Origin of the sequence: Leptospira brenneri (genome assembly GCF_002812125.1) — a bacterium.
GTDB lineage: Bacteria > Spirochaetota > Leptospiria > Leptospirales > Leptospiraceae > Leptospira_A > Leptospira_A brenneri.
In genome coordinates, this window is the sequence record NZ_NPDQ01000002.1 from 584,393 (window position 1) to 606,653 (window position 22,261).

General features: G+C 39.5%; 18 protein-coding genes. 8 read left to right on the forward strand and 10 right to left on the reverse strand.

Annotated elements, in window-relative coordinates:
• Positions 1-90 precede the first annotated feature (90 nt).
• The gene (gene epsC, locus CH361_RS06145; RefSeq protein ID WP_100789926.1) at positions 91-957 is read left to right on the forward strand and encodes a serine O-acetyltransferase EpsC; all 867 of its coding nucleotides are present in this window, start codon (positions 91-93) and stop codon (positions 955-957) included.
• Between the two features lie 9 nt (positions 958-966).
• Here the strand turns inward: epsC and CH361_RS06150 are convergent, their stop codons facing one another.
• The 3 genes from CH361_RS06150 to CH361_RS06160 all read right to left on the reverse strand — a co-directional run bounded on the left by CH361_RS06150 (position 967) and on the right by CH361_RS06160 (position 7,045).
• Positions 967-2,490: a family 2A encapsulin nanocompartment cargo protein cysteine desulfurase gene (locus tag CH361_RS06150; protein WP_100789927.1), complete on the reverse strand. Its 1,524-nt coding sequence runs from the start codon at positions 2,488-2,490 to the stop codon at positions 967-969.
• Positions 2,477-3,412: a family 2A encapsulin nanocompartment shell protein gene (locus tag CH361_RS06155; protein WP_100789928.1), complete on the reverse strand. Its 936-nt coding sequence runs from the start codon at positions 3,410-3,412 to the stop codon at positions 2,477-2,479. The genes CH361_RS06150 and CH361_RS06155 overlap by 14 nt, the downstream gene beginning before the upstream one ends.
• A 138-nt stretch (positions 3,413-3,550) precedes the next feature.
• Complete coding sequence (locus CH361_RS06160) at positions 3,551-7,045, reverse strand: PAS domain-containing hybrid sensor histidine kinase/response regulator (RefSeq protein WP_100789929.1); 3,495 nt, start codon at positions 7,043-7,045, stop codon at positions 3,551-3,553.
• A gap of 56 nt (positions 7,046-7,101) precedes the next feature.
• Here CH361_RS06160 and CH361_RS06165 point away from each other — a divergent pair, with 56 nt between their 5' ends.
• The 4 genes from CH361_RS06165 (at position 7,102) to CH361_RS06180 (ending at position 12,460) form a co-directional block, all read left to right on the forward strand.
• Positions 7,102-9,711 carry a hypothetical protein gene (locus CH361_RS06165; RefSeq protein WP_100790049.1) on the forward strand — a complete coding sequence of 870 codons (2,610 nt, stop codon included), beginning with the start codon at positions 7,102-7,104 and terminating at the stop codon, positions 9,709-9,711.
• A gap of 173 nt (positions 9,712-9,884) precedes the next feature.
• Positions 9,885-11,255, forward strand: coding sequence for a hemolysin family protein (locus CH361_RS06170; protein ID WP_100789930.1), 1,371 nt, complete (start codon positions 9,885-9,887; stop codon positions 11,253-11,255).
• A complete protein-coding gene (locus CH361_RS06175; protein WP_100789931.1) occupies positions 11,256-11,786 on the forward strand; it encodes a phosphopantothenoylcysteine decarboxylase in 531 nt (176 codons plus the stop codon).
• Entirely contained in the window at positions 11,783-12,460 is a 678-nt protein-coding gene (locus tag CH361_RS06180; protein ID WP_100789932.1) for a phosphopantothenoylcysteine decarboxylase domain-containing protein, read from the forward strand. The genes CH361_RS06175 and CH361_RS06180 overlap by 4 nt, the downstream gene beginning before the upstream one ends.
• On the opposite strand, the gene CH361_RS06185 is transcribed toward CH361_RS06180, so the two are convergent.
• Positions 12,446-12,802 carry a DMT family protein gene (locus CH361_RS06185; RefSeq protein WP_100790050.1) on the reverse strand — a complete coding sequence of 119 codons (357 nt, stop codon included), beginning with the start codon at positions 12,800-12,802 and terminating at the stop codon, positions 12,446-12,448. The two genes, CH361_RS06180 and CH361_RS06185, sit on opposite strands and share 15 nt — an antisense overlap.
• A 98-nt stretch (positions 12,803-12,900) precedes the next feature.
• Positions 12,901-13,656, reverse strand: a complete 756-nt coding sequence (locus CH361_RS06190; protein ID WP_100789933.1) for an NAD-dependent deacylase — start codon at positions 13,654-13,656, stop codon at positions 12,901-12,903.
• Between the two features lie 74 nt (positions 13,657-13,730).
• Between CH361_RS06190 and CH361_RS06195 the strand changes: the two genes are divergently transcribed.
• Positions 13,731-14,888 carry an aminotransferase class I/II-fold pyridoxal phosphate-dependent enzyme gene (locus CH361_RS06195; RefSeq protein WP_100789934.1) on the forward strand — a complete coding sequence of 386 codons (1,158 nt, stop codon included), beginning with the start codon at positions 13,731-13,733 and terminating at the stop codon, positions 14,886-14,888.
• Between the two features lie 28 nt (positions 14,889-14,916).
• Here the strand turns inward: CH361_RS06195 and CH361_RS06200 are convergent, their stop codons facing one another.
• The 5 genes from CH361_RS06200 to CH361_RS06220 form a co-directional block, all read right to left on the reverse strand.
• A complete protein-coding gene (locus CH361_RS06200) occupies positions 14,917-15,498 on the reverse strand; it encodes a cytochrome c-type biogenesis protein CcmH (protein WP_100790051.1) in 582 nt (193 codons plus the stop codon).
• Positions 15,499-15,517: 19 nt separating this feature from the next.
• Positions 15,518-17,716 carry a heme lyase CcmF/NrfE family subunit gene (locus tag CH361_RS06205; protein WP_100789935.1) on the reverse strand — a complete coding sequence of 733 codons (2,199 nt, stop codon included), beginning with the start codon at positions 17,714-17,716 and terminating at the stop codon, positions 15,518-15,520.
• Positions 17,713-18,105 (reverse strand): cytochrome c maturation protein CcmE domain-containing protein, encoded by a 393-nt coding sequence (locus CH361_RS06210; RefSeq protein WP_100789936.1) that lies wholly within the window; start codon positions 18,103-18,105, stop codon positions 17,713-17,715. Before CH361_RS06210 ends, CH361_RS06205 begins: the two co-directional genes overlap by 4 nt.
• A gap of 100 nt (positions 18,106-18,205) precedes the next feature.
• Entirely contained in the window at positions 18,206-18,982 is a 777-nt protein-coding gene (locus CH361_RS06215; RefSeq protein ID WP_100789937.1) for a YdcF family protein, read from the reverse strand.
• 30 nt (positions 18,983-19,012) lie between these two features.
• Positions 19,013-19,414 (reverse strand): hypothetical protein, encoded by a 402-nt coding sequence (locus CH361_RS06220; protein WP_100789938.1) that lies wholly within the window; start codon positions 19,412-19,414, stop codon positions 19,013-19,015.
• A gap of 81 nt (positions 19,415-19,495) precedes the next feature.
• On the opposite strand from CH361_RS06220, the gene CH361_RS06225 reads away from it, so the two are divergent.
• Both CH361_RS06225 and CH361_RS06230 read left to right on the forward strand, forming a co-directional pair.
• A complete protein-coding gene (locus CH361_RS06225; protein ID WP_100789939.1) occupies positions 19,496-20,527 on the forward strand; it encodes an MBL fold metallo-hydrolase in 1,032 nt (343 codons plus the stop codon).
• Positions 20,528-20,582: 55 nt separating this feature from the next.
• Entirely contained in the window at positions 20,583-22,052 is a 1,470-nt protein-coding gene (locus CH361_RS06230; protein WP_100789940.1) for a sodium:proton antiporter, read from the forward strand.
• Positions 22,053-22,261 lie beyond the last annotated feature (209 nt).

A 22,261-nucleotide genomic window follows, 5' to 3' on the forward strand; every position in this document is an offset into this window, starting at 1 on the left:
TACATCTGATTTATCGACTTTGTAATGGTTTTTAAGGGATTCGTTTTTTTCGCATTCTCTCTATTTCAAATAACAGCCTTATAGGGTTATATGTTATCGAACGGACAAGATGAATTTTACAATTCTATACTCACTCGTCAATCCATCCCTGAATCTGTTGTAGGTGGCAAACAAGTGGCAAGCCGCTTTTTAGAGGAATTGTTTTCCATCCTGTTTTCCGGTTACCATTCAGAACGTAATTTTACATCCAAAGACCAAATTATTGATCAGTTGGAACTCTTTCGCATCCGATGGAAGAATTTACTCGAACCTTACTCTACTTATGCGGATAGGGAATTGGGACGTGCTGTTGCCTTGGACGATATTTTACATAATTTCATCGCTAAACTTCCAGGACTATACCAATGGATGTGGGAAGATGCAGAGGCTGCCTTTTTAGGAGATCCTGCTGCAGAAAGCATTCATGAAGTAATCCTCGCCTATTCTGGGTTTTACGCCGGTGCAGTTCATAGGGTTGCGAATTACTTTTTTAAATCTGCTCTCCCTATTTTTCCTAAACTTTTATCTGGCGTCGCTCATGAGGCAACAGGAATAGACATCCATCCTGGAGCTGAAATTGGTCGGGCTTTTTTTATGGATCATGGAACAGGGATTGTGATTGGAGAAACCACTCAGATTGCAGACAATGTGAAAATTTACCAAGGAGTGACTCTTGGTGCACTTTCGGTAAACAAGTCTTTGGCGAAGCAGAAACGACATCCTACCATTGAAGAGGGAGTTGTGATTTATGCAGGAGCAACCATTCTCGGCGGAGAAACCGTTATCGGTAAACAGTCCATCATAGGAGGAAATGCTTGGATTACCCAAAGCATCCCTCCCTATTCTGTTGTGTATCAGAAATCAGAGGTGCGAGTTCGAAGTTCGAATGAAGTCCAAGGATTGGATTTCACTATTTAAACATTTAAACTAAATTCCAAGTTTATTTCGACTTCCTAACTGATACAACACGCGAATGAGTGCATCAATGTCTTCACAAGAATTGTAAAAGGCAAGAGACGGTCTCACCGTGGATTCCAATCCAAATCTTCTTAAAATGGGTTGGGCACAGTGGTGACCGGCACGTACAGCAATTCCTTCTTCTGCAAGTCTTTTCCCAATCTCTTCTGTTTTGAATCCATCTACGACAAAGGATAACACTCCCGCTTTGTCTTTGGCAGTTCCGATGAGTCTAAGCCCTGGAATCTTTAACAGTTCTTTGGTGCCATATTCTAAGAGATCATGTTCAAAGGCTGAAATTTGTTTCATTCCGAACCTGTTCAGATATTCTATTGCGGCTCCAAGTCCTACAGCATCAGCGATGTTTCCTGTTCCTGCTTCAAATCGAAACGGTGCTTCTTGGAAGGTAGTATGATCAAACTGGACATCTTTGATCATATTCCCTCCGCCTTGCCATGGAGGCAAAGTATCAAGAATGGATTTTTTTCCATAGACCACACCGATCCCAGTAGGAGCAAAAAGTTTATGACCACTAAACACAAAGAAGTCGCAATCAATCTCTTGAACATTCACTGGCATATGAGACACAGACTGAGCTCCATCCACAATCACAAGAGCTCCGACTTTGTGAGCAGATCTCGTCATCTCTTCTACAGGAACCACTGTTCCTAAAGCATTCGAAACTTGTGTGATGGATACAATCTTTGTTTTTGAGTTTAACAGACGTTCGTATTCACTTAAAATGATTTGTCCTGAATCATCCACAGGGGCCACTTTCAACTTAGCACCTTTTTTGGCGCAGACCATCTGCCAAGGTACGATATTGGCATGGTGCTCCAAATGAGTGATTAGAATTTCATCACCTGATTGGATGTGTTTGTCAGAAAGGATATTTGCCAGAAGATTGATTCCTTCTGTGGTTCCTCTCACAAATACAATTTCTTCTGCACTTCCTGCACCAATAAATCCTTGCACCAGGGATCTCGCTTTTTCATAAGCATCGGTGGATCTCGCCGCTAGTGTATGAGCGGCACGGTGGATATTGGAATTCTCATGTAAGTAAAAATGAGATAACCTTTCGATCACGGAGATTGGTTTTTGAGTGGTAGCCGCATTGTCCAGCCATACGAGTGGTTTCCCATTTACGGTCTCAGTCAAAATGGGAAAATCTCTTCTTGCGGATGTGAGATTTCCGCCACCTGACTGCGGTATGTTGATATTTGGAAAAGATTGGAAATTGGAATACGAAAAACCAGTATCCGTCAATTTCAGATCTTCCAAATAAGGAAGTGTTTCCTGCGAGATGGTTGGAGATGGCAATCCGTTTGCTGGTAAACCACTAGTAGGAAGGTTACCTCCACCAAATGATTGTAATGCTCCAAACATTTCTCTGGCCAATTTCTCCAGTGACCTTTCGTCTGGAAATGGAGAAGGGGAATTTTGAATAAACGTTTCCGGATTTAATTTAAGAAAACTCGGATCATTTGTATTCATAATAATTTCCCACATCTACATTGTCTAGGGCCGCAATGGCATCGTCAGTGAGTATGGCTGCTGAGCAGTAAAGAGAAATCAAATAGGAACCAATGGCAGAGCGGTTTATCCCCATAAATCGAACAGAAAGTCCAGGTGTTTGTTCGCCCGGTAGGTTGGATTGGAATAGACCTACAACTCCTTGTTTTTTTTCACCCACTCGAAGGAGTAAAATATTGGAAGTTCCTGTTGCTGACTTGGGATTTGTTTCTCCATTCACAAGAAGTTTGTCTGTAGGAATGAGTGGGAGTCCTCTCCAAGTTAGAAATTGAGCACCAAACATAGTAACAGTGGCCGGTGGAACTCCTCTTCTTGTACATTCACGACCAAAAGCTGCAATAGCAAGTGGGTGTGCTAAAAAGAAGGATGGTTCCTTCCATACTTTTGTAATGAGGTCATCTAAATCATCAGGAGTAGGAGGTCCTTTTCTTGTGCTGATCCTTTGGTGGGCAGGAACGTTTTTTAACAATCCATAGTCTTCGTTATTGATTAACTCTAACTCTTGTTTTTCTTTTACACTTTCAATGGCGAGTCTAAGTTGTTCATTGATTTGTTCGTGAGGAGAACTATATAAATCGGAAACTCTAGTTTGTACATCTAAGATGGTAGAAATTAAACTAAGAGTGTATTCGCGAGGTTTTTCTTCGTAGTTAACAAAAGTTTCTGGAAGTTCTTGTTCGCCTTTTTGGCCACAAAGTACATCCACTTGTGTATTGGATTTAACGCGGTTGACACGAAGAACCCCAGCTTCCAAAGGTTTCCAGTCAAGTAACCTAACTAAAAAACGTGGAGTGATTGCACCGTATTGTGCATTTGTTTTTACCGTATTTGCCAGTTGGCGTGCGGCTAAGTCTCCCAAAGCATGTTGGGTTTGTTCTGCCATAAATGACCTCTTTTTTGGAAATGGATCTTTTATGATTGATTCACAGCGATCCACCGAAAACGAGAATCGATCGATGAAACTAAATTAAAGCTAAGTTTTGTGTGGTATATTGTACAAATCGTTCAGTAGGTTGGCAGATCATTCGATCTGGAGCCAATGTTTCATTTTTTCGGCAATCGTTTTTAAAACAACAGGTTTGGAGATATAATCATTCATTCCGCAATCCAAACAACGTTCTTCTTCACCTGACAGAGTCCCTGCGGTGAGTGCAATGATTGGTACTAATTTTCCATTCTCCAATTTGCGGATGGCTTTTGTGGCATCATAACCATTCATTTCCGGCATTTGAACATCCATAAAAACAAGTTGGGGTTCTGTTTGGATAAAATTTTCGACCGCCAGGGCTCCATTTTCTGCTTCAATGATGATCGTTCCCGGTAGAGATTTTTGAACAATGGCTTTGGTTAACATCATATTGACTGGATTGTCTTCAACGATCATTACTTTGATTTTTTCAATGGTTTGGATGGGTTTTACCGGTTCGTAATTTGGGGTTACCACTTCAGCACTTTGGCCAGATACTATCTTTTCTAAACTTTCATACAAGATATTGGTTTGAATTGGTTTGAGTAATACAGACTGAATCCCAAGTTCTCTAGCTTTGGAATAAATGGTTTCGTCATTAGAGGATGTATGCAGAGAGAAAAATGGTTTTTTGATTTTTTTTGTTTCTATAGTGTTTATGACTTTTTCTATAAACTCCAATCCATTCATTTCTGGCATGTTAAAGTCTGTAATGATTACATCGTAAAAAATTCCAGAAGAAATCACTTTAAGGGCATCCGTTGGGGACCGGAAACTATCTACTTGAATTCCTTTGTACGTTAACATTTCTTGGACTACTAATAAATTAGTTTCATTATCATCGACAACCATCACTTTTTTGATTTTTTTTAGTTCTGGTTCAGTGTTCCTTTCGTTATCGGCAAGAGTAGTGATTTTAAAATAGAACCGAGACCCTTTGTCGCGTTCCGATTCTAGTTCCATTTTAGAGTTGAAAAGGTTTAGTAATTTACTGGAAATTGATAACCCTAATCCTGTGCCACCGAACTGACGTGTGGTGGATGTGTCTGCTTGCGAAAACACTTCAAAGATTTTTTCCCTGTTTTCTGGACTAATCCCTATTCCTGTATCAATGACTTCAAAAAGAAATTCATATTCGTTTTGTTCTTTCTGTTCGCTAGAGATTTTGATTTGAATTTCACCTTTCAGTGTAAACTTAAGCGCGTTCCCAATCAAGTTTAAAAGAATTTGTCTAAGTCTCAAAGAATCAACAAATATGTTTCTTGGGACTTTGGGGGAAATATTAAGGATGAGTTCCAAACCTCGTTCGTATGCTTTGTGTTTTACGATCTCCGCGATTTGGTGGAGTAAGTCATAGATGTTAATCCTTTCCTTATAAAGTTCCATTTTCCCAGATTCGATTTTGGAAAAATCTAAGATGTCGTTGATTAGGTCTAACAAGGAACTTGCGGAAAGATATACGGTTTCCATATATTTTTTTTGAACTTGGTTTAGTTCTGTGCGCATCAGTAAATCGGAAAATCCAATCACTCCGTTTAGAGGAGTTCTGATTTCATGACTCATGTTTGCCAAAAAGTCCGACTTCGCTTGTGAGGCTTTCTCTGCATTTTCTCTGGCGATGATCAAAGCTTTTTCGAGTATCTTTCGTTCGGTGATATCTGTATGGGTTCCAATGATTCGAAGCGGTTTGTCATCCTCGGTCCATTCAATGACTTTTCCTCGGTCTAAGATCCATTTATAAGAACCATCTTTACATAACATTCGATGTTCATTTACATAAACGGAGGTATTCCCTCGGAAGTGTTTGTCAAGTGCCGCAAAATAACTAGATTTATCTTCGGGATGTACAAGCCCATGCCATTCGGAAATATCAGATCCTATTTCTTCTTCTGTATAACCTAACATTTTTTTCCATTGGTTAGAGAAGAAAACTTTATTGGTTTGAGAATTCCAATCCCAAATCCCATCTCCTGACCCTTCCAAAGCAAATTGCCAACGACTTTCACTGGCACGTAACGCCTCTTCGGTGGCCTTGTGGGCAGAGATATCAATTCCAATCCCTAAATATCCAGTAATTTCCCCTTTTTTGTTTTTACTCGCAGTGACAACGAGTTGGATGGGAAATTCGGTTTTGTCTTTACGAACATAAGTCCATTCATTAGAATCATATTCACTTAACTTTGCTCTGTGTACGAAAGTTTCAAATCCAGAAATAGGAACTCCAAACTCGCGAGATAAAGAAACTGCTCTTTTTTGGATTTCTTCTTGTTTATGAAAAATCTCAGGAGAAGTTTTTCCTACAACCTCTTCTGCATTATACTGTAAGTGGTATTCGGCCCCTTTATTGAAGTGTGTGATGGTTCCGTTAATGTCTGCTCCAATAATGGTCACATGAGTTGTGGCGTCGAGGATGGTCTCTAAATTCGCGAGCGCATTCTCTCTTTGTTTTTCTGAATTTACATTTTTTGTAATGTCTTGAAAACTTCCAAACACTCTAACGCATTTCCCATCTTTGAATACAGAATGTCCGATGGTTCTGGCCCATTTCAGGTTGCCTAATTTTGTTTTGACCTGTAAAACTAAATCATAAGAAGAACCTTTTGTCACAGCATCGTTAAATGCTTCTGTTAAAAGTTCGCGTTGTGCTTCGATTGGATAAAACTCAAAAGCAGAATGAAGTACGGGAACATAATCATCTGGAACTTCATGAATCCTTTTGGTTTCCTTTGCCCAGAACAATGTATTGTTTACTAAATCAACATCCCAAGCACCAACATTTGCTGCTGCATTGGTTTCTTCAAATAAGAGTTTGATTCTTGTTAGTTCGTCTCTTTGTTTGAGGATTTCTAATTCTTTATCTTTTCTTTCTGTGATATCAATTAGGTATGAAATTTTTTCTGTAGGAAGGGAACTAAAGTAACTGATCACACTATAATCAGAAACATAGATATAGGATCCGTCTTCCTTTTTGAATCGATACTCCCTTTGGTAAGTACGGGCTTTGTTTTTAATTTGTTCTCTTTCTTTTGTGTGGGCTAGTTCTTTATCATCAGGATGAATGAGTTCGTCAGGAACGAGCATTCCTTTTTTGAAATCTCCTGTGCGATAACCTAAGTTGAGTGAAACGTTGGGAGATACATAGGTTGTTAAAAATTCTGAATCATATTTATAACGAAAAATGACATAGGGCCCACTATCCAAAATCACATTTTCAATGCTGAAGTTAGGTTCCCCACGTAAGATCACCCCAGGTTTATTTTTGGATTCCAAATACCGTCCCGAAATTCGAAAGGGATTTCCTAAAAGACTAGTGGTGAACTGGAAGGGGGTTCGTCTTGCCAAAGTTTCTTGGCAAAGGTTGGTGAGGATGAGTGCATCCCTGGGAATGATGTGTAGGTCATTGATATGTTTTCCCGTGGATATGGAGTCAGGTGGCAAATAAAGATTCGGAGAAGTGCGAGAAAATTGAATTTCCAGGAAAGGATCGAGGTAGATGAGAAATTCATCGAAACTCTCCACAATGGATTGGTAGTTGAAACTTTCTGCCATGAATTGTTATGTCACTTGACCAAATCGATTGGTCTTAAAGAATAATGGATACGATGATGAATCGCCTGTCACTTTCTATTTTTCTCTGCTGTATTTCCTTCCTCTTTACGGAAAAGTTAATGAGCCAATCCCAAAGAAACCATGGTTGGGTGGTATCAGGATCTTCCTCTAAACTTCTCATCCAAGGAAAAGAAATCTTGAATGCGCGCGATGAATTTCGCTTCAAAACACCAGAAGGAATGTCCCAAATCCAAGAGATTGACTACTATCTCATGTTAGGGGAATACTATCTCCGCAAAAAAGACAAAGTGGGAATCGCAAATATTCTTTATGATCTGCGAACTAAAAAAGGAGAATATGCATTCGCCGATTTTTTATTAACATCTCTTTGGAAACAGTCGCAAGGTGAGGAAGTTCAGGCAATCAAAATCTTTGACAACTATATCCAAAAAGAACCCAATACATACTTTCGCAACCTAGCGAAAAACATGCGAACTAATCTTTTTCAATCAGGAGAAGATGAAAAGAAATCCATGATTCGGATGGATTGCCAAAAAAACAAACCCTATTATTCTTTATGTCGGGTATTTCGTTTGCAATACTACATCGACCTCCCTTCTGGAAAAGAGAAGGATATGCATAAACATTTTGTAAACATCATGCGTGTCAGTTCTCCTTTTTTTGAAGATCCCAATTTGGAATGGATTCCGCTTCTAGATCGAATCGATGAAGATCTTCCCGCAAAACTTACATTTCTTGGTTTTGTCAGAGAAGGAATTTATTTTCAGAAAATGATTATGGATCTGGAAAAAATCACAGATGGTTCTATCGGTGAAAATTCCATCGAAAGGATGGCATTTTTTCAGATGATTGGAGGTGATCATTCAGGAGCAGAAGAATCTTATCAAAATTTTCTTAAATCAGCAAAAGGAAAAAAAACATCCATCCTAAACCGGATTTATGTTAAGTTAGGTGCCCTTGCTTATTTTCAAAAAGATTACAGAAAATCTTTGGAATACTATTTGAAACTAGATTTAAATAACTGGTCTAGTGATATCCATCATCCTTTTTTAAATGAACCCATGTCCATCACGGGAGTGAAGGATTTGATTTCTGTTTCATTGTATAAGGTGAGTGGAGCAGATGCCGCACTCAAGGCTCTACAGAAAATCAAAGACCCTGAGAAATTAAGTGAAGCTGACATTTGGCCCAAACTAAGAATTTCGCAAATGCTTATGGACCAAAATCCTGAGTTATCTTCTCGGATGACAGATGAAATCATTTATATGGCTCAGGAAAAAAAGTGGAGGAGGTTGGAATATGCGGCCACCATATTGCAAGGTTACAACCAAATTTATAGAAAGGAATTCCGTAAGTCCACGATTGAACTAACAAAGAGTAGAGGGATTCTTGATGAAGAAAATGCTTTTTATGCGGCGGAGTTTCTTCGTAACTTTGGATTTGTATTCGCACATACTGCTTCCGGTAAAAAAGGTCCTGTGAATGGAAACATTCGTGATGGGGTAGCCGATTATCTTCAAAACAATATGTATGAAGATTTATATTATATCCGAAATTATAGGCCACTTGCATTCTCAACAGATTTATTTTTTGAATATGCGCTGAGTCATTTACGTGATGACAACGATGTTTGGGGACTTCTTGATTCCATCTACAAATACAATGCAGTCAAGTGGATGCGGGGAAGGAAGGGAAGCCCCCATTCCCTATTCCAAATTCAATTTGTTGACCAACAGTTCAAATATTTATCTGGGTTTTCCACAGCAAGAGAATCTAAGTTTTTTGATTCTACCTATGCTGACAGTAGGGAAACAGAGAGCCAAACACAAAGGAAAAATGAAGAAGAGTCTGTTCGTACCTTGGAATCGGCAAAACTTCCTACCGTGCTTCTTTTGCCATACAAAGAAGAATTTTATCTGTTTACTTTTAATCCAAAAGAATCCAAAAGAAATCAACTCAGTTGGAAAGTGATTCATTCACAAAGGCCAGATACCACAGAGATCATTGAATCGGTAAGAGATCTGATCAGCTCTAGTAAAGAAGCAGATACCGTACAAATTTATTTGAATGAAGCTGGTACTGGTTTGATGAGGTCTCTCAAAAAAGAAATCAAAGAGACTCATTTTGTGTTTTTCTTTTCTCTCCTTCCCGGATCCGACCCACATAAATCTTTAGGAGTGTTTTCTTGGAAGTGTCCGACAAATATGCGTGCTTTGGAAGGGAAAGGTATGAATTTGGTGGATACCGCTTACTTTGAAGGTTCTCGAATTCTAAAAGAAAAAGAAAGATTACATCTCTGGGATTTCCCAGCAAACAGTAGTTCGGGGGCACCGATTACCAATTTATCTTGGTCTTGTAAATCTGAGTCTGGAACTTTAGAAGAGATCCCTTTTTTAAAGTTATTTCGTCGGATCGACTACCGCACTGTTCCTCGGATGGTGGTGTATACGGAACGTGTTCTTGGAAAGTCTTGGTCGGATTATTCTTGGCATTACAACTGGTTGCATTTCTGGTTTCGGTCGGGAACCAAAAAGATTGGATACCTTCCGAGCCTACCTGTTTTGGATTCGGGATCGGTTTCTGGACTTGCCGATCCATCTCGGTACCGAGAGGACGGGATTTGGATCCAAGCTAGCCCCTGGTAATAGAGACATAATCTATTTAGAACTCTTGGGGTGAAATCTCCAGTTCGTTTGTATTTCCGGCAAAAAAGAGCCAAAATTATAGGCGACACTGGGAGAACACTCCAAAATACTTAATTCTATTCCTCATACCCAATGGACCCTGATCATAATACTTTAGTGGTGCCCGAGTTTCTATGGAAATAATCGGTCTCTTTCTCATCTTCCTCCTCGTCTTTGTCAATGGTTTCTTCGTCGCAGCCGAATTTGCCATGGTCTCCATCCGGCCTTCTCGTCTTGAGGAGCTTGTCAAAGAAAACAGATCAATGGCTCTGATTACAAAAAAGGCCGTTTCCAAAATCGATGATATGTTATCGGTTTGCCAAGTGGGAATTACAGTAGCAAGTCTACTTCTCGGTTGGATCGGAGAAGCTTTGTTTGCAAGTGTTGTCTCTGGTTCCCTTCATATGTTTCATATCGAATTGGATCTAGTCACCATTCATAGCATTTCGATTGGAGTTTCTTTTACATTCATCACTTTACTGCATGTAATTTTAGGAGAGCTTGTTCCGAAAACTCTCGCCATTCAAAACACAGAATCGATTGCTCTCGGAGTTTCGGCTCCTATGTGGTTTTTTTATTATTTATTCTTTCCTGTAACATTCATTATGAACCGTCTTGCAGGTGGTATCTTAACTCTTTTCCGTTTGCAACGAACTGGTGATAAATATGTTCATTCAGCTGAAGAACTTATGATCATCATTGAAGAACAAAGGAAACAAGGTCGGATTGATAATGCAGAGATGCAACTCATCCAAAAGACTTTTGATTTTTCGGAACATACTGCTAAAGATGTAATGACACATCGTCTTTCTATCATTGGAATTTCTCAAGAGTCAACAATAGACAAACTACTTCCTCTGATTGCCGAACATAGTTTTTCAAGATACCCGGTATACAATCAAACCTTAGATCGTATAGTTGGGATTGTTCACGTACAAAAGTATTTAAAATGGCAAGCGGCTCATCTTTCAGCCAAAGGCAAAAAAGAAAAAATCACGGTCATTATGGAAAAGGATTTTGTGAAGGTTCCTGAATCTATGTCCATTGAACGTGTGATGACAAAACTCCGTGAGAAAAAACAACATATGGCAATTGTCATTGATGAATACGGTGGGGTTTCTGGTTTGCTTACGTTGGAAGATATCATTGAAGAATTTTTTGGTGAAATACGGGATGAAACAGACACCGATGAAGTGGATGTAACTTCCAAAAATAAAAAAACCAAAGCCATAACATTAGATGGAGAAACAGAGCTTTCTAGTTTGTCTGATATTTTAGAAGGGGAAGAGCCTTCGGATATGGAAGAAGTTCGGACCATCGCTGGTTATTTTATGGAAAAGAACGAAGATATGCCTAAAGAAGGTAGCATCGTTCAAATCAAAAAGGGAAGTCTTAAGGTAAAAAAAATGGAAGGCAATAAAATTATCTCCATTCTATTTACACCTAAATTGGAAGAAGATAATGATTCCGAAATGGAAAGAGAACTCTCTTACGAGGACAGATAAATGAAAGAGATTGTGGTTGCTGTTTCAGGATCCATCGCTTCTTACAAAGCTTGTGATTTGGTAAGAGGACTTACCAAACAAGGGTATCCCGTTCGTGTGATTATGACTTCCAACGCCACTAAATTTGTTGGGAAAATTACTTTTGAAGCGTTAACAGGAAAACCAGTCAGAGTAGATGAGTTTGATACGGGAATGGCTCATATCGAAATCAAAAACATTGCTTCTGTATTTGCTGTGGTTCCTGCTTCAGCCAATATCATTGGGAAAATGGCAAATGGAATTGCTGATGATTTGGTGACTTCCACTTATCTTGCCTGCACCTCTCCTGTGTTAGTTGCTCCGTCAATGAATCCTGGAATGTATTTACACCCAGCTGTCCAAAGAAATTTAAAAACTCTGGAATCAGATGGGGTTACGATTGTTTCTCCTGACAAAGGAATTGTGGTTTGTGGGGATGAGGGATACGGTAAACTTGCGACTGTCGAATCCATCACCGAACAAATCATCAAACTTCATACTACCAATTCATGAATCTTAAATTCAAACGAGTGATTGTCACTTCTGGCCCCACTAGGGAATGGATTGATCCAGTACGTTATATATCCAATGCTTCTTCGGGAAAGATGGGTTATGAAATTGCCACATCCTTTTTGAAGTATCCCGTTGAGGTCATCTACATCCATGGAAACACCTTGGAACGTTATTCCCAGGTTGATGGTGCCAAACGTAATATTGAAGTAGAAACAACCATCCAATTAAGGGATGCGGTTTTATCGGAAATTTCAAACGATAGTTTACTTGTGATGGCAGCAGCCCCTGCTGACTTTCGACCCATCATGACAGCCGAACATAAAATCAAAAAAGAAAAAACTTCGGAAGGAACGAAAGGGCTTCTTCTCGAGTTAGAAGAAAATCCAGATGTACTACAGCAAGTGACTGAGTATGTTACCGAACACAAAATACAAAACTCATTTCGGGTTGGATTTGCTGCAGAAACAAGAGAATTGGAAACGTTCGCTAAAGACAAACTGATTCGAAAAGGATTACATTATATTGTTGGCAACTATGTAGGAACGGGGAAAGGTTTTGGTGAAGTAGATTCAACTGTTCGTATTTTTAGTGTGAGTGGGCTTGTAAAAGAAATTGGCCCGTTACCTAAAGAAAAAATTGCCGAAGAACTTGTGTCTTTCTTAGTGTCCGTTTGATTTGGTTCCAAATCCAAACGCAAAATATCCAGCAAGAAGGATGAGTCCAAAACTAACAATATAGTTCCATTTGATTTTTTCACCCAAAAAAACCGTGGCAAAGAGAATGAACACGAATATGGTGATCACTTCTTGGATGATTTTTAATTGGAAACCTTCAAATTTATAAACTGTATATCCAATTCGATTTGCAGGAACCATCAATACATATTCAAAGAATGCAATTCCCCAAGAAAACAAAATGATATAAAACACATTGTTTGACTTTACAAATTTCAAATGCCCATACCAAGCAAAGGTCATAAAAATATTGGAAAGTACAAGTAGAATGATGGTTAACATAAGATTCTCTGGATTCGTCTTTTCCCAATCGCTCTTTGGGAATGAATAACGATTTGAAAGATATTCAATTTTGATACCTTCTGATATCAAACTAAATATTATTTTAAATTTACGTCTCCAAAAACTTCCTTAAAAATTTCAGGAAGAATTTCTCCTGATTTCCCGGCAAAATGAAGTTGTATGGAGGATGTGAGTGCGGTTGTTTCTGGATTGATTTCGATTCCGAGGGCTCCATTGCGAATGGCAGTCAGGGCAAGGTTGGCTGGAACCGATACGTTGGCACTGGTTCCCACAACAAAAACAACATGCGCTTCTTTGCTTTGTTCCCAGGCTTTTGTGAGGAGTTTGCTATCGTAACTTTCTCCAAACCAAACAATGTCTGGTCGTAAAAGTGATTCGCAATTAGGACAATATTTTAGTCCTGGTTCGCTAATTCCATCTTCTCCTAAAAGAAATTTTTCACGACAGGTCGTACATCTTGCACGGAAAATATTGCCATGAATTTCTAGAAGGTTTTGGCTCCCTGCCCGAGGATGGAGTCCATCTACATTTTGGGTAATTACCTTTACTGTCTGTGGTATTGATTGCCAGTTTGCAATTGTTAGGTGTCCGTCGTTGGGTTTGGCTTCAAAACAAATTTTTCGTCTCCAGTCATACCAATCCCAAACTACTTCTGGGTGGCTGGCAAAAGCTTCTGGTGTGGCAAGTTCTTCGGCTTTGTAAGTTTTCCAATACCCACCTTCACCACGAAAGGTTGGAATTCCACTTTCGCTAGAGATACCTGCACCCGTAAGGAACAAGATATTCTTTGCAGAACGGATTCGCTGGATCACTTCAGGTGAAAGAAGACTCATTTATCTGATCATTCTAACAAAAAGGGTAAAAAATTAAATCGGAAAATAATCTAGAAAAAGAAAACTGGTAGTCAATGGCTAACCATTGGGAAGAAATCCAAAAAAAACTCGATTCCATTCGCGAGAAACAATTGTTTCGAGAAACAAAGACCTATCAGGGAATTGATTTTTGTTCGAATGATTATATGGGACTTGCAACTAATCCCAGTATGTTGGAGTTCTTCCAATCAAAAAAGGATATTTACCCTTTTGGGTCCACCGCTTCCAGGTTGGTCCGAGGAAATACTGGGTCCATGGATCAATTTGAATCGGAGTTTGCCAAGTTTGTCGAAGGTGAGGCTGCTCTTCTGGTATCCACTGGTTTTACTGCTAACTTTGGACTTTTGGATTCGATTGCTGCTCCCGACTGTTATCTGTTTACTGATCGACTGAATCATGCTTCTATCTTAGATGGGATTCGTATCTCCGGAGCACAGAAAAAATACTATCACCATTTGGATTTAGTCCATTTACGTTCTTTGTTAGAGAAAGTGGACGCGGAAGATCCACTTCATAAAAAAAAGCGAATCGTAGTCACTGAAACATTATTTAGTATGGATGGTGATTCTCCTGATTTAAAAACCTTATTATCTTTAAAAAAAGAATTTGGTTTTGTTCTTGTTTTAGATGAAGCCCATGCCTTTGGGATTTATGGTGAAGAAGGGAAGGGGTTAGTCTTTCGTGATCTCACTTTATCTGAAATCCAATCCATTGATTACCGAGTGTATACTTTGGGAAAATCTTTAGGACTGGAAGGTGGAATTATCGTCACAAAAAAAATAGGCCGAGACCATTTAGTGAATGTGATGCGGTCGTTTATTTTTTCTACGGCACCACTTCCCATGATTTCGAAACTTGCTTCCTATTCTCTCAAACTCCTTAGTTCGATGGACAAAGAAAGGGAAGATTTATTAAAAATTGCCGAATCGCTAAAAAGTTCTTTAGTGAGAAATGGGTTTTCCATCACTGAGTCCACTTCCCATATCATTCCTCTCCTTCTTGAAACTGAGAAAGAAGCCTTGTTTTATGCTACCGGATTACAAGAAAAAGGATTGGATGTTAGAGCGATTCGACCACCAACAGTTCCGACTCCCAGGTTACGAATTAGTTTGAACGCCAAAATAAAGTTAAACGACATTGACCGTTTGGTAGAGGAACTCATTTTAGTTAGAGAGAAATGGCGTTCTCTCTAACTAATTCTATTTCTCAAAATTAAAGAATTTAGGATTCTTCTTCGAGTTTACGGATTTTATCTTTGATTTGATCGGTAGTGGCTTTTAGATCATCGGACTTTGTTTTTTGGTCTGTAACGACGGCTCCGCGGCTTTTTTTGGTTCCGTATTTATAAATTCCAAATAACCCGAAAACGCCTAACGCAAATAAGGTGAAATTGATCCAAGTTCCATCGGGTTGTGCTAAAATTTTGGGGCCAAATCCATAAACGATCGAATCCACCATCCCTTGGTTTCCGTTTTCTTGAAACATCACGACAATGGGATCTTGTAAAACAGAATTCCCAAAACCATTTTCCATTTTAGAAATGATTTCCTCTTCCTTCATTCCGTCTTTGATTCGGTTTTCAATAAAGGTTTTTAGGTAACTGGAGGCAGCACACATATTGAAAGAACAAGACTGGATGGGAAGACTTGGCAAACAAATACAACGAATTTGTTCTGTTACTTTAAGGAAGGTTTGGATTTGGCCTTCCTCTTTCAGATTGGTAGTTGTTTTTTGAGCCAATAAAAGGGTTGGAAACAAAAAACATAATCCAATTAAAAAGAGTTTGGGAAAACGTCGGTTCATAAATTGTAATCTGGACACTTTAACCAACCGCCTTCTTTTTCTTTTCGCCAATAGGTAAAAGTAAAAATATCCCTGTTAAAAAATAGAGTAAAGATCCAATCCAAATGAGTTTTACAAGTGGATTCACCCAAACCTCTAAGTTCGCCACAATTTGTCTTGGGAAGTTAAGAAAGAATTTTAATTTATCCATTTCACTTCCAGGAGTGAAATAATACTGCATAAACATCAACGGAAGGTCTGGATTTTCTGATTTAAGGTCTGAGGTTTCGATGGCACCAAGTTGGATATAAAAATCTTCTTTGGCCATAGAAAGGATCGCAGGTTCACTTGTTGGAATATGTGTTTCAAAATCTCCTGTTAGGTGGGAGATCTGTGGATAGAATCTACGTTCTGTAGCTAGTTCAGCAAGTTTATCTGTCCCTCGAAAGATAGAGTAGGTTCCCTCTTGAGAAACAATTACGTTTTGAATGTTTGGTTCCCCACCAAGTCCAGAGATTAAAACCGGTTTGAGTTTCAGAGTGGACGCTTCAATTTGATACCCACCAATCATGGCTTTGTCTATAGATTGGTATACAATTTCTTCTGATGTCGGTGGTTGGAGTTCATAAAAGAAACGAACAGATGTATTGATTTTAAATGCATTCCCCGCATATCCAATAAAGATGAGAACGAGTGAAAAATGTACTAAATACCCACCATACCGGCGTTTGTTTTTGAGTAACATCCGGTATCCGGCCACAAAAAGATTTTCGTTTTGAAATTCTTCTCTACGTGCTCTGATTCCTCTGTAATACTCTTGGATGATCCCAGAAATGGTGAACACACCGATAGCAACTGTTAGAACCGAATACACTTCTGCGAGGATATCCCCATACTTACTATCTGGTTTAGTAAAGTTTTGCGAATAAAAAAGGATGTATAGTCCACCACCGATGATTCCAGCGATAAAGGGTTTTAGGAGTGTGGAAAAAAATACAGCTCCGGCACCTTTTCTCCAAGCAAGAAGGGGAGCCGCACCCATCAATAACAAAAGAAAAATTCCAGCAGGAACTCCCCAAGAATTAAACCAAGGCGCTTTGAATTCCTTTCCATAAAGAAGTGGAGAAAAGACACCTAACAAGATAGCAGCTGTAGAAAGAACAAGTAAAAAGTTGTTTAAAAGGAAACTTCCTTCTTTGGAAGTGATGGCTTCTAAATTTCTTTCTGGTGTGAGATGTTTTCTTCTATAAATTACAAAACCAGTAAAGAAAAGAAAACTACCAATGATATAAATGATAAAAGGAGTTCCAATGGTTGATTTGGAAAAACTATGGGGACCTTCTAAAACTCCGGAACGAGTGATCCAAGTTCCAAGCAAACTAAAGTGAAAGGCAAGGATCACAAGTAACATATTCCAGAACTTTAACATTCCTCTTCGTTCTTGGATGACAACAGAATGCACAAAGGCACTGGTAAGAAGCCATGGCATGAGGGAAGCATTTTCTACTGGATCCCATGCCCAATACCCACCCCAACCTAACTCTTCATAGGCCCATTTTGATCCGAGTAAAATTCCTGTTCCGAGAAAGAACCATGAAAACAAAGTCCATTTACGAATGAACTTCATCCAATCTTCAGAAAGTTGGCCTGACACAAGAGCAGACATGGCAATGGCAAAAGGAATCGATATACTCACATAACCAATGTAAAGGATAGGTGGATGTATGATCATCGCCCAATGTTGGAGAAGAGGGTTTAGGCCCCGGCCTGCGGCTGCTTCGGGAACAAATTCACGAAATGGTTGTGCATCTCCATAAAAAACAGCAAGGAAAGAAAAAAATCCAGAAAGAACTGCAAGGATGAGATTCATCATCGGAATTCGATCTGCAATGGACTTACGGGTTTGCCATAATACAATAAAGGTAAATACGTTAAGAATTAAATTCCAAAATAATAAACTTCCAGAAGACCCTGACCAGATGGATGTCATTTTGTAAAACAGAGGTAGGTGTTCGCTTGAATGCATCACCACATAATAGTTGCTATAGTCAGATCTAACAAGTTGTGTGAGTAAAACGGTAAAAGTAAGGACAATGACAAAAGGATTTGTCATTAGAGCCAAACGACCGAGTTCGATCGCTTTTCTTTCTTGTTTATAAATTCCGTAGATGGTTTGTAATACGGAAAAAATTAAAATGGCGAGAGAGGCAGAGAGAAGGACGGTTCCTAAATTATTCATTTTTCCTCAGCGTATCCCGCTTCATATTTGGAAGCACATTTTGCTTCCACGTGAGAGGCAACAAGAACCCCTCGTTCTAACTTTCCGTCCACTCGAGCCCTTGTCCCTTCCTTGAAGGCATCTGGCAAAAGAGTGGCTCCTGTAAAATAAACAGGAATGATTTGGTCATTTAGCTCCAAATCAAATTTGGCTTTTTTTCCTTCGCGAACAAGACTTCCCACTTTCACAAATCCTCGAACCCGAAGGTTTTGGTCTGAATATTTTGTAGGGTTTGCGGCAAGTTCAGAGGCATCCAAAAGGAGATAGGATGTTTCCTGGGAGGAGAAAAAAGCGATCCCTCCAAGGGAGAGTCCAATGAGAAATAAAAGAGTTAAAAACTTACGATTCATAATTCATTCTTTAGACGGATTCCCGCCTTTCCTCTAGCCTCTCTGATTGCAGGTTTCGGTCAAACAAAAAGGTCATAAAAATAAGGCAGATTTGGAAGCGTTATAAATAGGATTTGGCACGATATACGAAATATCCCACCCATTCTTTGATCGCCATTGTGGTTTGCTCTAAAAATCCTGCAGAAGGAATGTAGAGTTCAAAAGCCCCTGATTGTAGATTGGTGGCGCGGTAGTCTGTCGGATAGGGAACAAAAGAGATTTCTTGTTTTTCAAAACATCCTGCGGCTCGTTTCATATGGAAGGCAGAGGTGATGAGAATGCTCGAGTTTAATTTATTTTCAGCTAAGAGTTTCTTTGTTTCCACTGCGTTCTCATAGGTGTTCCGGGACTTGTTTTCCCAAATTAAATCTTTTTCGGGAACTCCTAGATCCAAAAACAATTCTTTTGCAAGGTCTGCTTCTTTATAAACATCTGCAAAGAGAAGCCCTGATCCACCGGTAAATAAGATTTTTTTCACTTTCCCTGCTTTGTAGATTCGCACAGCATCTGTTAGCCTGTCTGCTGAATCACTGAGCTCAGGTCTACCGGGGTGAGCGGAAATGGTTTGGATCATTCCACCCAATACAATCGCTACCTCGGCTTTCGGAAGGTCCTTAATGGATATGGGAGGAAAGTCTTTTTCCAAAGATTGAACAAGGAAGTTGGCAACAAAGGCATTCGAGGCCAGATATAAAAACAAAATGATTTGGAAGAGTCGAAATTTTCCATGTCCTGATTTTGTTTTGAATAGAAGTAAGATCGCTAAAAGAAAAAAAACAGGCAAAGGGTAAAGTAGGACGGTACCAAATTTGGAGAGTGTAAAGAAAATAGAATCCATGGGGATAAGGATCTATAAGCGATAAAAATCTTACCAGTCTAAATCAGGGCCGAGAACGCCAATCCCACTCCCCCAATACTGAGAAGGATGAGGATACCGTACCGAGATTCCAAAAGGGGAACGAGAATATTTCCAATCGCGGGCAATTTGTTTTCGTTTATGAATTTGTTCTTCGGGAGTGGAGGATTCTACTTGGTTTAGGTATTGTTTGGTGAGTTCGACCCATTCTTTGATGGCAGCAGGATTTTGTTTTTTTAAGTCTTGGATTAAAATTCGAAGTTCGAATTCTGCATCTTCTCTAAGATCTCTAGCTATTTCAGAAACTTCCGCATTGGCTCCAAAAACTGTTTCACTCCCTTCCGTACGATCTACTGTATCACGCCATTTTGCATAGGCTATCATTAGATCTTTTGTCTCATCATACCTAAACATGGTAAAAGAATGATCCTTCCAAATCCCTAAAAACGCAATCGAAAATTCCTAACAGGGAAACTTTGTTTCTGTCTAACTCTCGTGAAGTCCCTATATTTAAGTTCCTTTATCTTTCTTTTTTCCTTGTACTGTTTTGCGGAGACAAATGTTCGTAAGTCCCACCATACAGCAAACGGATTTAAAAATCCAAACCCTAACTTTGAAACCAAAGGGCTTTGGAACGTGTTGGTTTGGCAATTCGAAAGGTTCCGACTGCCTAATAGTTTGGATCCCAAAGATTACCCACCTTTTCCCGTTCTCGAAAATAATGGAATCGATCTAAAAAACAATAGTTCTAAACTTTCTGTGACCTGGGTCGGCCATGCAACGACTCTCATCCAAATTGATGGAGTGAACATTCTGTCCGATCCCATCTGGAGTGAAAGATGTTCCCCAGTAAGTTTTATTGGTCCCAAGCGTTACACCCCGCCGGGAATCAAAATCGAAGACCTTCCCAAGATCGATATTGTGATTCTCTCGCATAACCACTATGATCATACGGATTTGCCTACATTAAAACAATTGGAAGAAAAATTCCAGCCCCTTGTGCTCACTGGGCTTGGTAACAAAAAGCTACTGTTAGGTGAGGGTCTGAAAAATGTGAAAGAAATGGATTGGTGGGATGAAACAAAAGCGAATGATTTATCCATCACTTTCACTCCCACCCAACATTTTAGTGGCCGGGGAATCCTCGATCGGAATGAGACCCTCTGGGGGAGTTATCTCATTTCAGGGAAAAAGGAGAAGGTTTACTTTGGGGGAGATACAGGATACTACTCCCACTTTCGGGAAATTGGGGAAAGGTTTGGATCGATTGATGTAGCCATTTTACCAGTGGGTGCGACCGAACCACGCTGGATGATGCAGCCCGTCCATGTGGATCCCAAGGAAACCGTCCAAGCTTTTGTCGACTTGAAGGCCAAGTATTTGGTTCCTATGCATTATATGACCTTTGTTCTCTCGGATGAACCCTTGGATTCTCCTGTGCCCCGCACCAAAGAGGAGCTAAAACGATCGGGAATCTCCGAAGGACAATTCGTTCCTTTAAAAATTGGGGAGTCTCGGTTTTTTTAGTTCCAAGAGGTTTCTATTTTAGATAAGCTGTCCTAAAAAAAATAGGATGGTGAGCATGTTGAAGAAGCTTCTCACAACGATAGTATTCCTGGTTTGTTTGTCTGTGACAACGGCCGGTTTATTTGCGGAAGACCCAACTCCGGTTCAGGCGCAGACAACCACTCAGGAAGAAACAGGACATTCGTCTCATGGCGAATCAGTACATCAGGAATTACCGTATTGGTCGGTTTTGCCTTTTGTTGCCATTTTACTTTCCATTGCAATCTTACCGGTTGCTTCTCACAAAACTTCTCATTGGTGGGAAGACAATAATAACAAATTGATCCTTGCTGTGGGACTTGGAGCCATTTCCTTTGTGGTTCTTCTCGTTTATGGTTACAGCCATAATATTGTTCACACAGTGTTTTTTGATTATATTCCTTTTATCATTTTGCTTGGATCTTTGTTTTATATTTCCGGTGGAATTGTGATCAAAGGAGACATCCATGCAACACCACTGAACAACACCTTGTTTTTGTTAATCGGTGCGGGTCTTGCTTCCTTTATTGGAACTACAGGGGCATCGATGTTACTCATTCGTCCTTTGTTAAAAACAAATAGCGAAAGAAAACATGTGGTACATACTGTTGTGTTCTTTATCTTTCTTGTTTCCAACATTGGTGGGTCACTCACTCCACTTGGAGATCCTCCACTTTTCCTTGGATATTTGAAAGGAGTTCCTTTCACTTGGACATTCAAACTATTACCTGAGATGTTGTTTGCGACTGTAATTTTACTAACTGTTTATTTTGTTTGGGACACATTCGCTTACAAAAAAGAAACAAAAAAAGATATCAAAAAAGACGATAAACTTGCAGTACCATTCTCTATTGGTGGTCAGGTGAACTTTATTTGGTTACTTGGTGTGATTTTGGCTGTTGCTTTCTTAAACAGTAACTACATCCCAGAAATCAATAATACTCCTTCCCTTGGATTTATCCGTGAAGCAGTACTCCTCGTTCTCATTGGTCTTTCTAAGTTCACTTCTAAAGAAGAGAACCGTAAGTTTAACAACTTCACTCTGCATCCAATCCAGGAAGTGGCTTACCTCTTTATCGGAATTTTCATCACGATGATTCCCGCGCTCGTACTTCTCGAAGCGCATGGTAAAGAACTCGGAATCACTCAAAACTGGCAATTTTTCTGGGCAACAGGGGCTTTCTCTTCGGTTCTAGACAATGCACCAACTTACCTCACCTTTGGTTCGTTAGCTTCTGGACTCCTCACTCCAGCAGGGGCAGCAGCTCCTCTCACACTTGGTCAGTTCATTGGAAATGTCCAAGCAGAAGAAATTCTAAAAGCCATTTCTGTGGGTGCGGTGTTTATGGGTGCGAATACCTATATCGGTAACGCTCCTAACTTTATGGTGAAATCAGTTGCTGAAGAAAACAAAGTAAAAATGCCATCCTTTGGTGGATACTTAGCATATTCTATGGGAATCTTGATTCCTGTGTTTATTCTAATTACTTTTGTATTTTTCGTTTAAAATTTTGAATGGCCGGGGAGTTCTCCCCGGTTTTCTCGTTTTCTATTATCTCAAACTCATTAAGATCTTTCATTTCAATGATCGGCAATAAATTCAGATCATACCTTTTCCCTTTCAATTCTGTTTGTTATTTGAATCATAGGATTTCGAAATTTCATACGAGATGATTCTCGTATTGAAAACCTGGATTGAGAAATCCAAGTTTTCAT

Bases quoted from the DNA above. Each gene is read 5' to 3' on its own strand.
- epsC (WP_100789926.1), top strand. From the start codon at position 91: ATGTTATCGAACGGACAAGATGAATTTTACAATTCTATACTCACTCGT.
- CH361_RS06150 (WP_100789927.1), bottom strand. From the start codon at position 2,490: ATGAATACAAATGATCCGAGTTTTCTTAAATTAAATCCGGAAACGTTT.
- CH361_RS06155 (WP_100789928.1), bottom strand. From the start codon at position 3,412: ATGGCAGAACAAACCCAACATGCTTTGGGAGACTTAGCCGCACGCCAA.
- CH361_RS06160 (WP_100789929.1), bottom strand. From the start codon at position 7,045: ATGGCAGAAAGTTTCAACTACCAATCCATTGTGGAGAGTTTCGATGAA.
- CH361_RS06165 (WP_100790049.1), top strand. From the start codon at position 7,102: ATGAATCGCCTGTCACTTTCTATTTTTCTCTGCTGTATTTCCTTCCTC.
- CH361_RS06170 (WP_100789930.1), top strand. From the start codon at position 9,885: ATGGAAATAATCGGTCTCTTTCTCATCTTCCTCCTCGTCTTTGTCAAT.
- CH361_RS06175 (WP_100789931.1), top strand. From the start codon at position 11,256: ATGAAAGAGATTGTGGTTGCTGTTTCAGGATCCATCGCTTCTTACAAA.
- CH361_RS06180 (WP_100789932.1), top strand. From the start codon at position 11,783: ATGAATCTTAAATTCAAACGAGTGATTGTCACTTCTGGCCCCACTAGG.
- CH361_RS06185 (WP_100790050.1), bottom strand. From the start codon at position 12,802: ATGTTAACCATCATTCTACTTGTACTTTCCAATATTTTTATGACCTTT.
- CH361_RS06190 (WP_100789933.1), bottom strand. From the start codon at position 13,656: ATGAGTCTTCTTTCACCTGAAGTGATCCAGCGAATCCGTTCTGCAAAG.
- CH361_RS06195 (WP_100789934.1), top strand. From the start codon at position 13,731: ATGGCTAACCATTGGGAAGAAATCCAAAAAAAACTCGATTCCATTCGC.
- CH361_RS06200 (WP_100790051.1), bottom strand. From the start codon at position 15,498: ATGAACCGACGTTTTCCCAAACTCTTTTTAATTGGATTATGTTTTTTG.
- CH361_RS06205 (WP_100789935.1), bottom strand. From the start codon at position 17,716: ATGAATAATTTAGGAACCGTCCTTCTCTCTGCCTCTCTCGCCATTTTA.
- CH361_RS06210 (WP_100789936.1), bottom strand. From the start codon at position 18,105: ATGAATCGTAAGTTTTTAACTCTTTTATTTCTCATTGGACTCTCCCTT.
- CH361_RS06215 (WP_100789937.1), bottom strand. From the start codon at position 18,982: ATGGATTCTATTTTCTTTACACTCTCCAAATTTGGTACCGTCCTACTT.
- CH361_RS06220 (WP_100789938.1), bottom strand. From the start codon at position 19,414: ATGTTTAGGTATGATGAGACAAAAGATCTAATGATAGCCTATGCAAAA.
- CH361_RS06230 (WP_100789940.1), top strand. From the start codon at position 20,583: ATGTTGAAGAAGCTTCTCACAACGATAGTATTCCTGGTTTGTTTGTCT.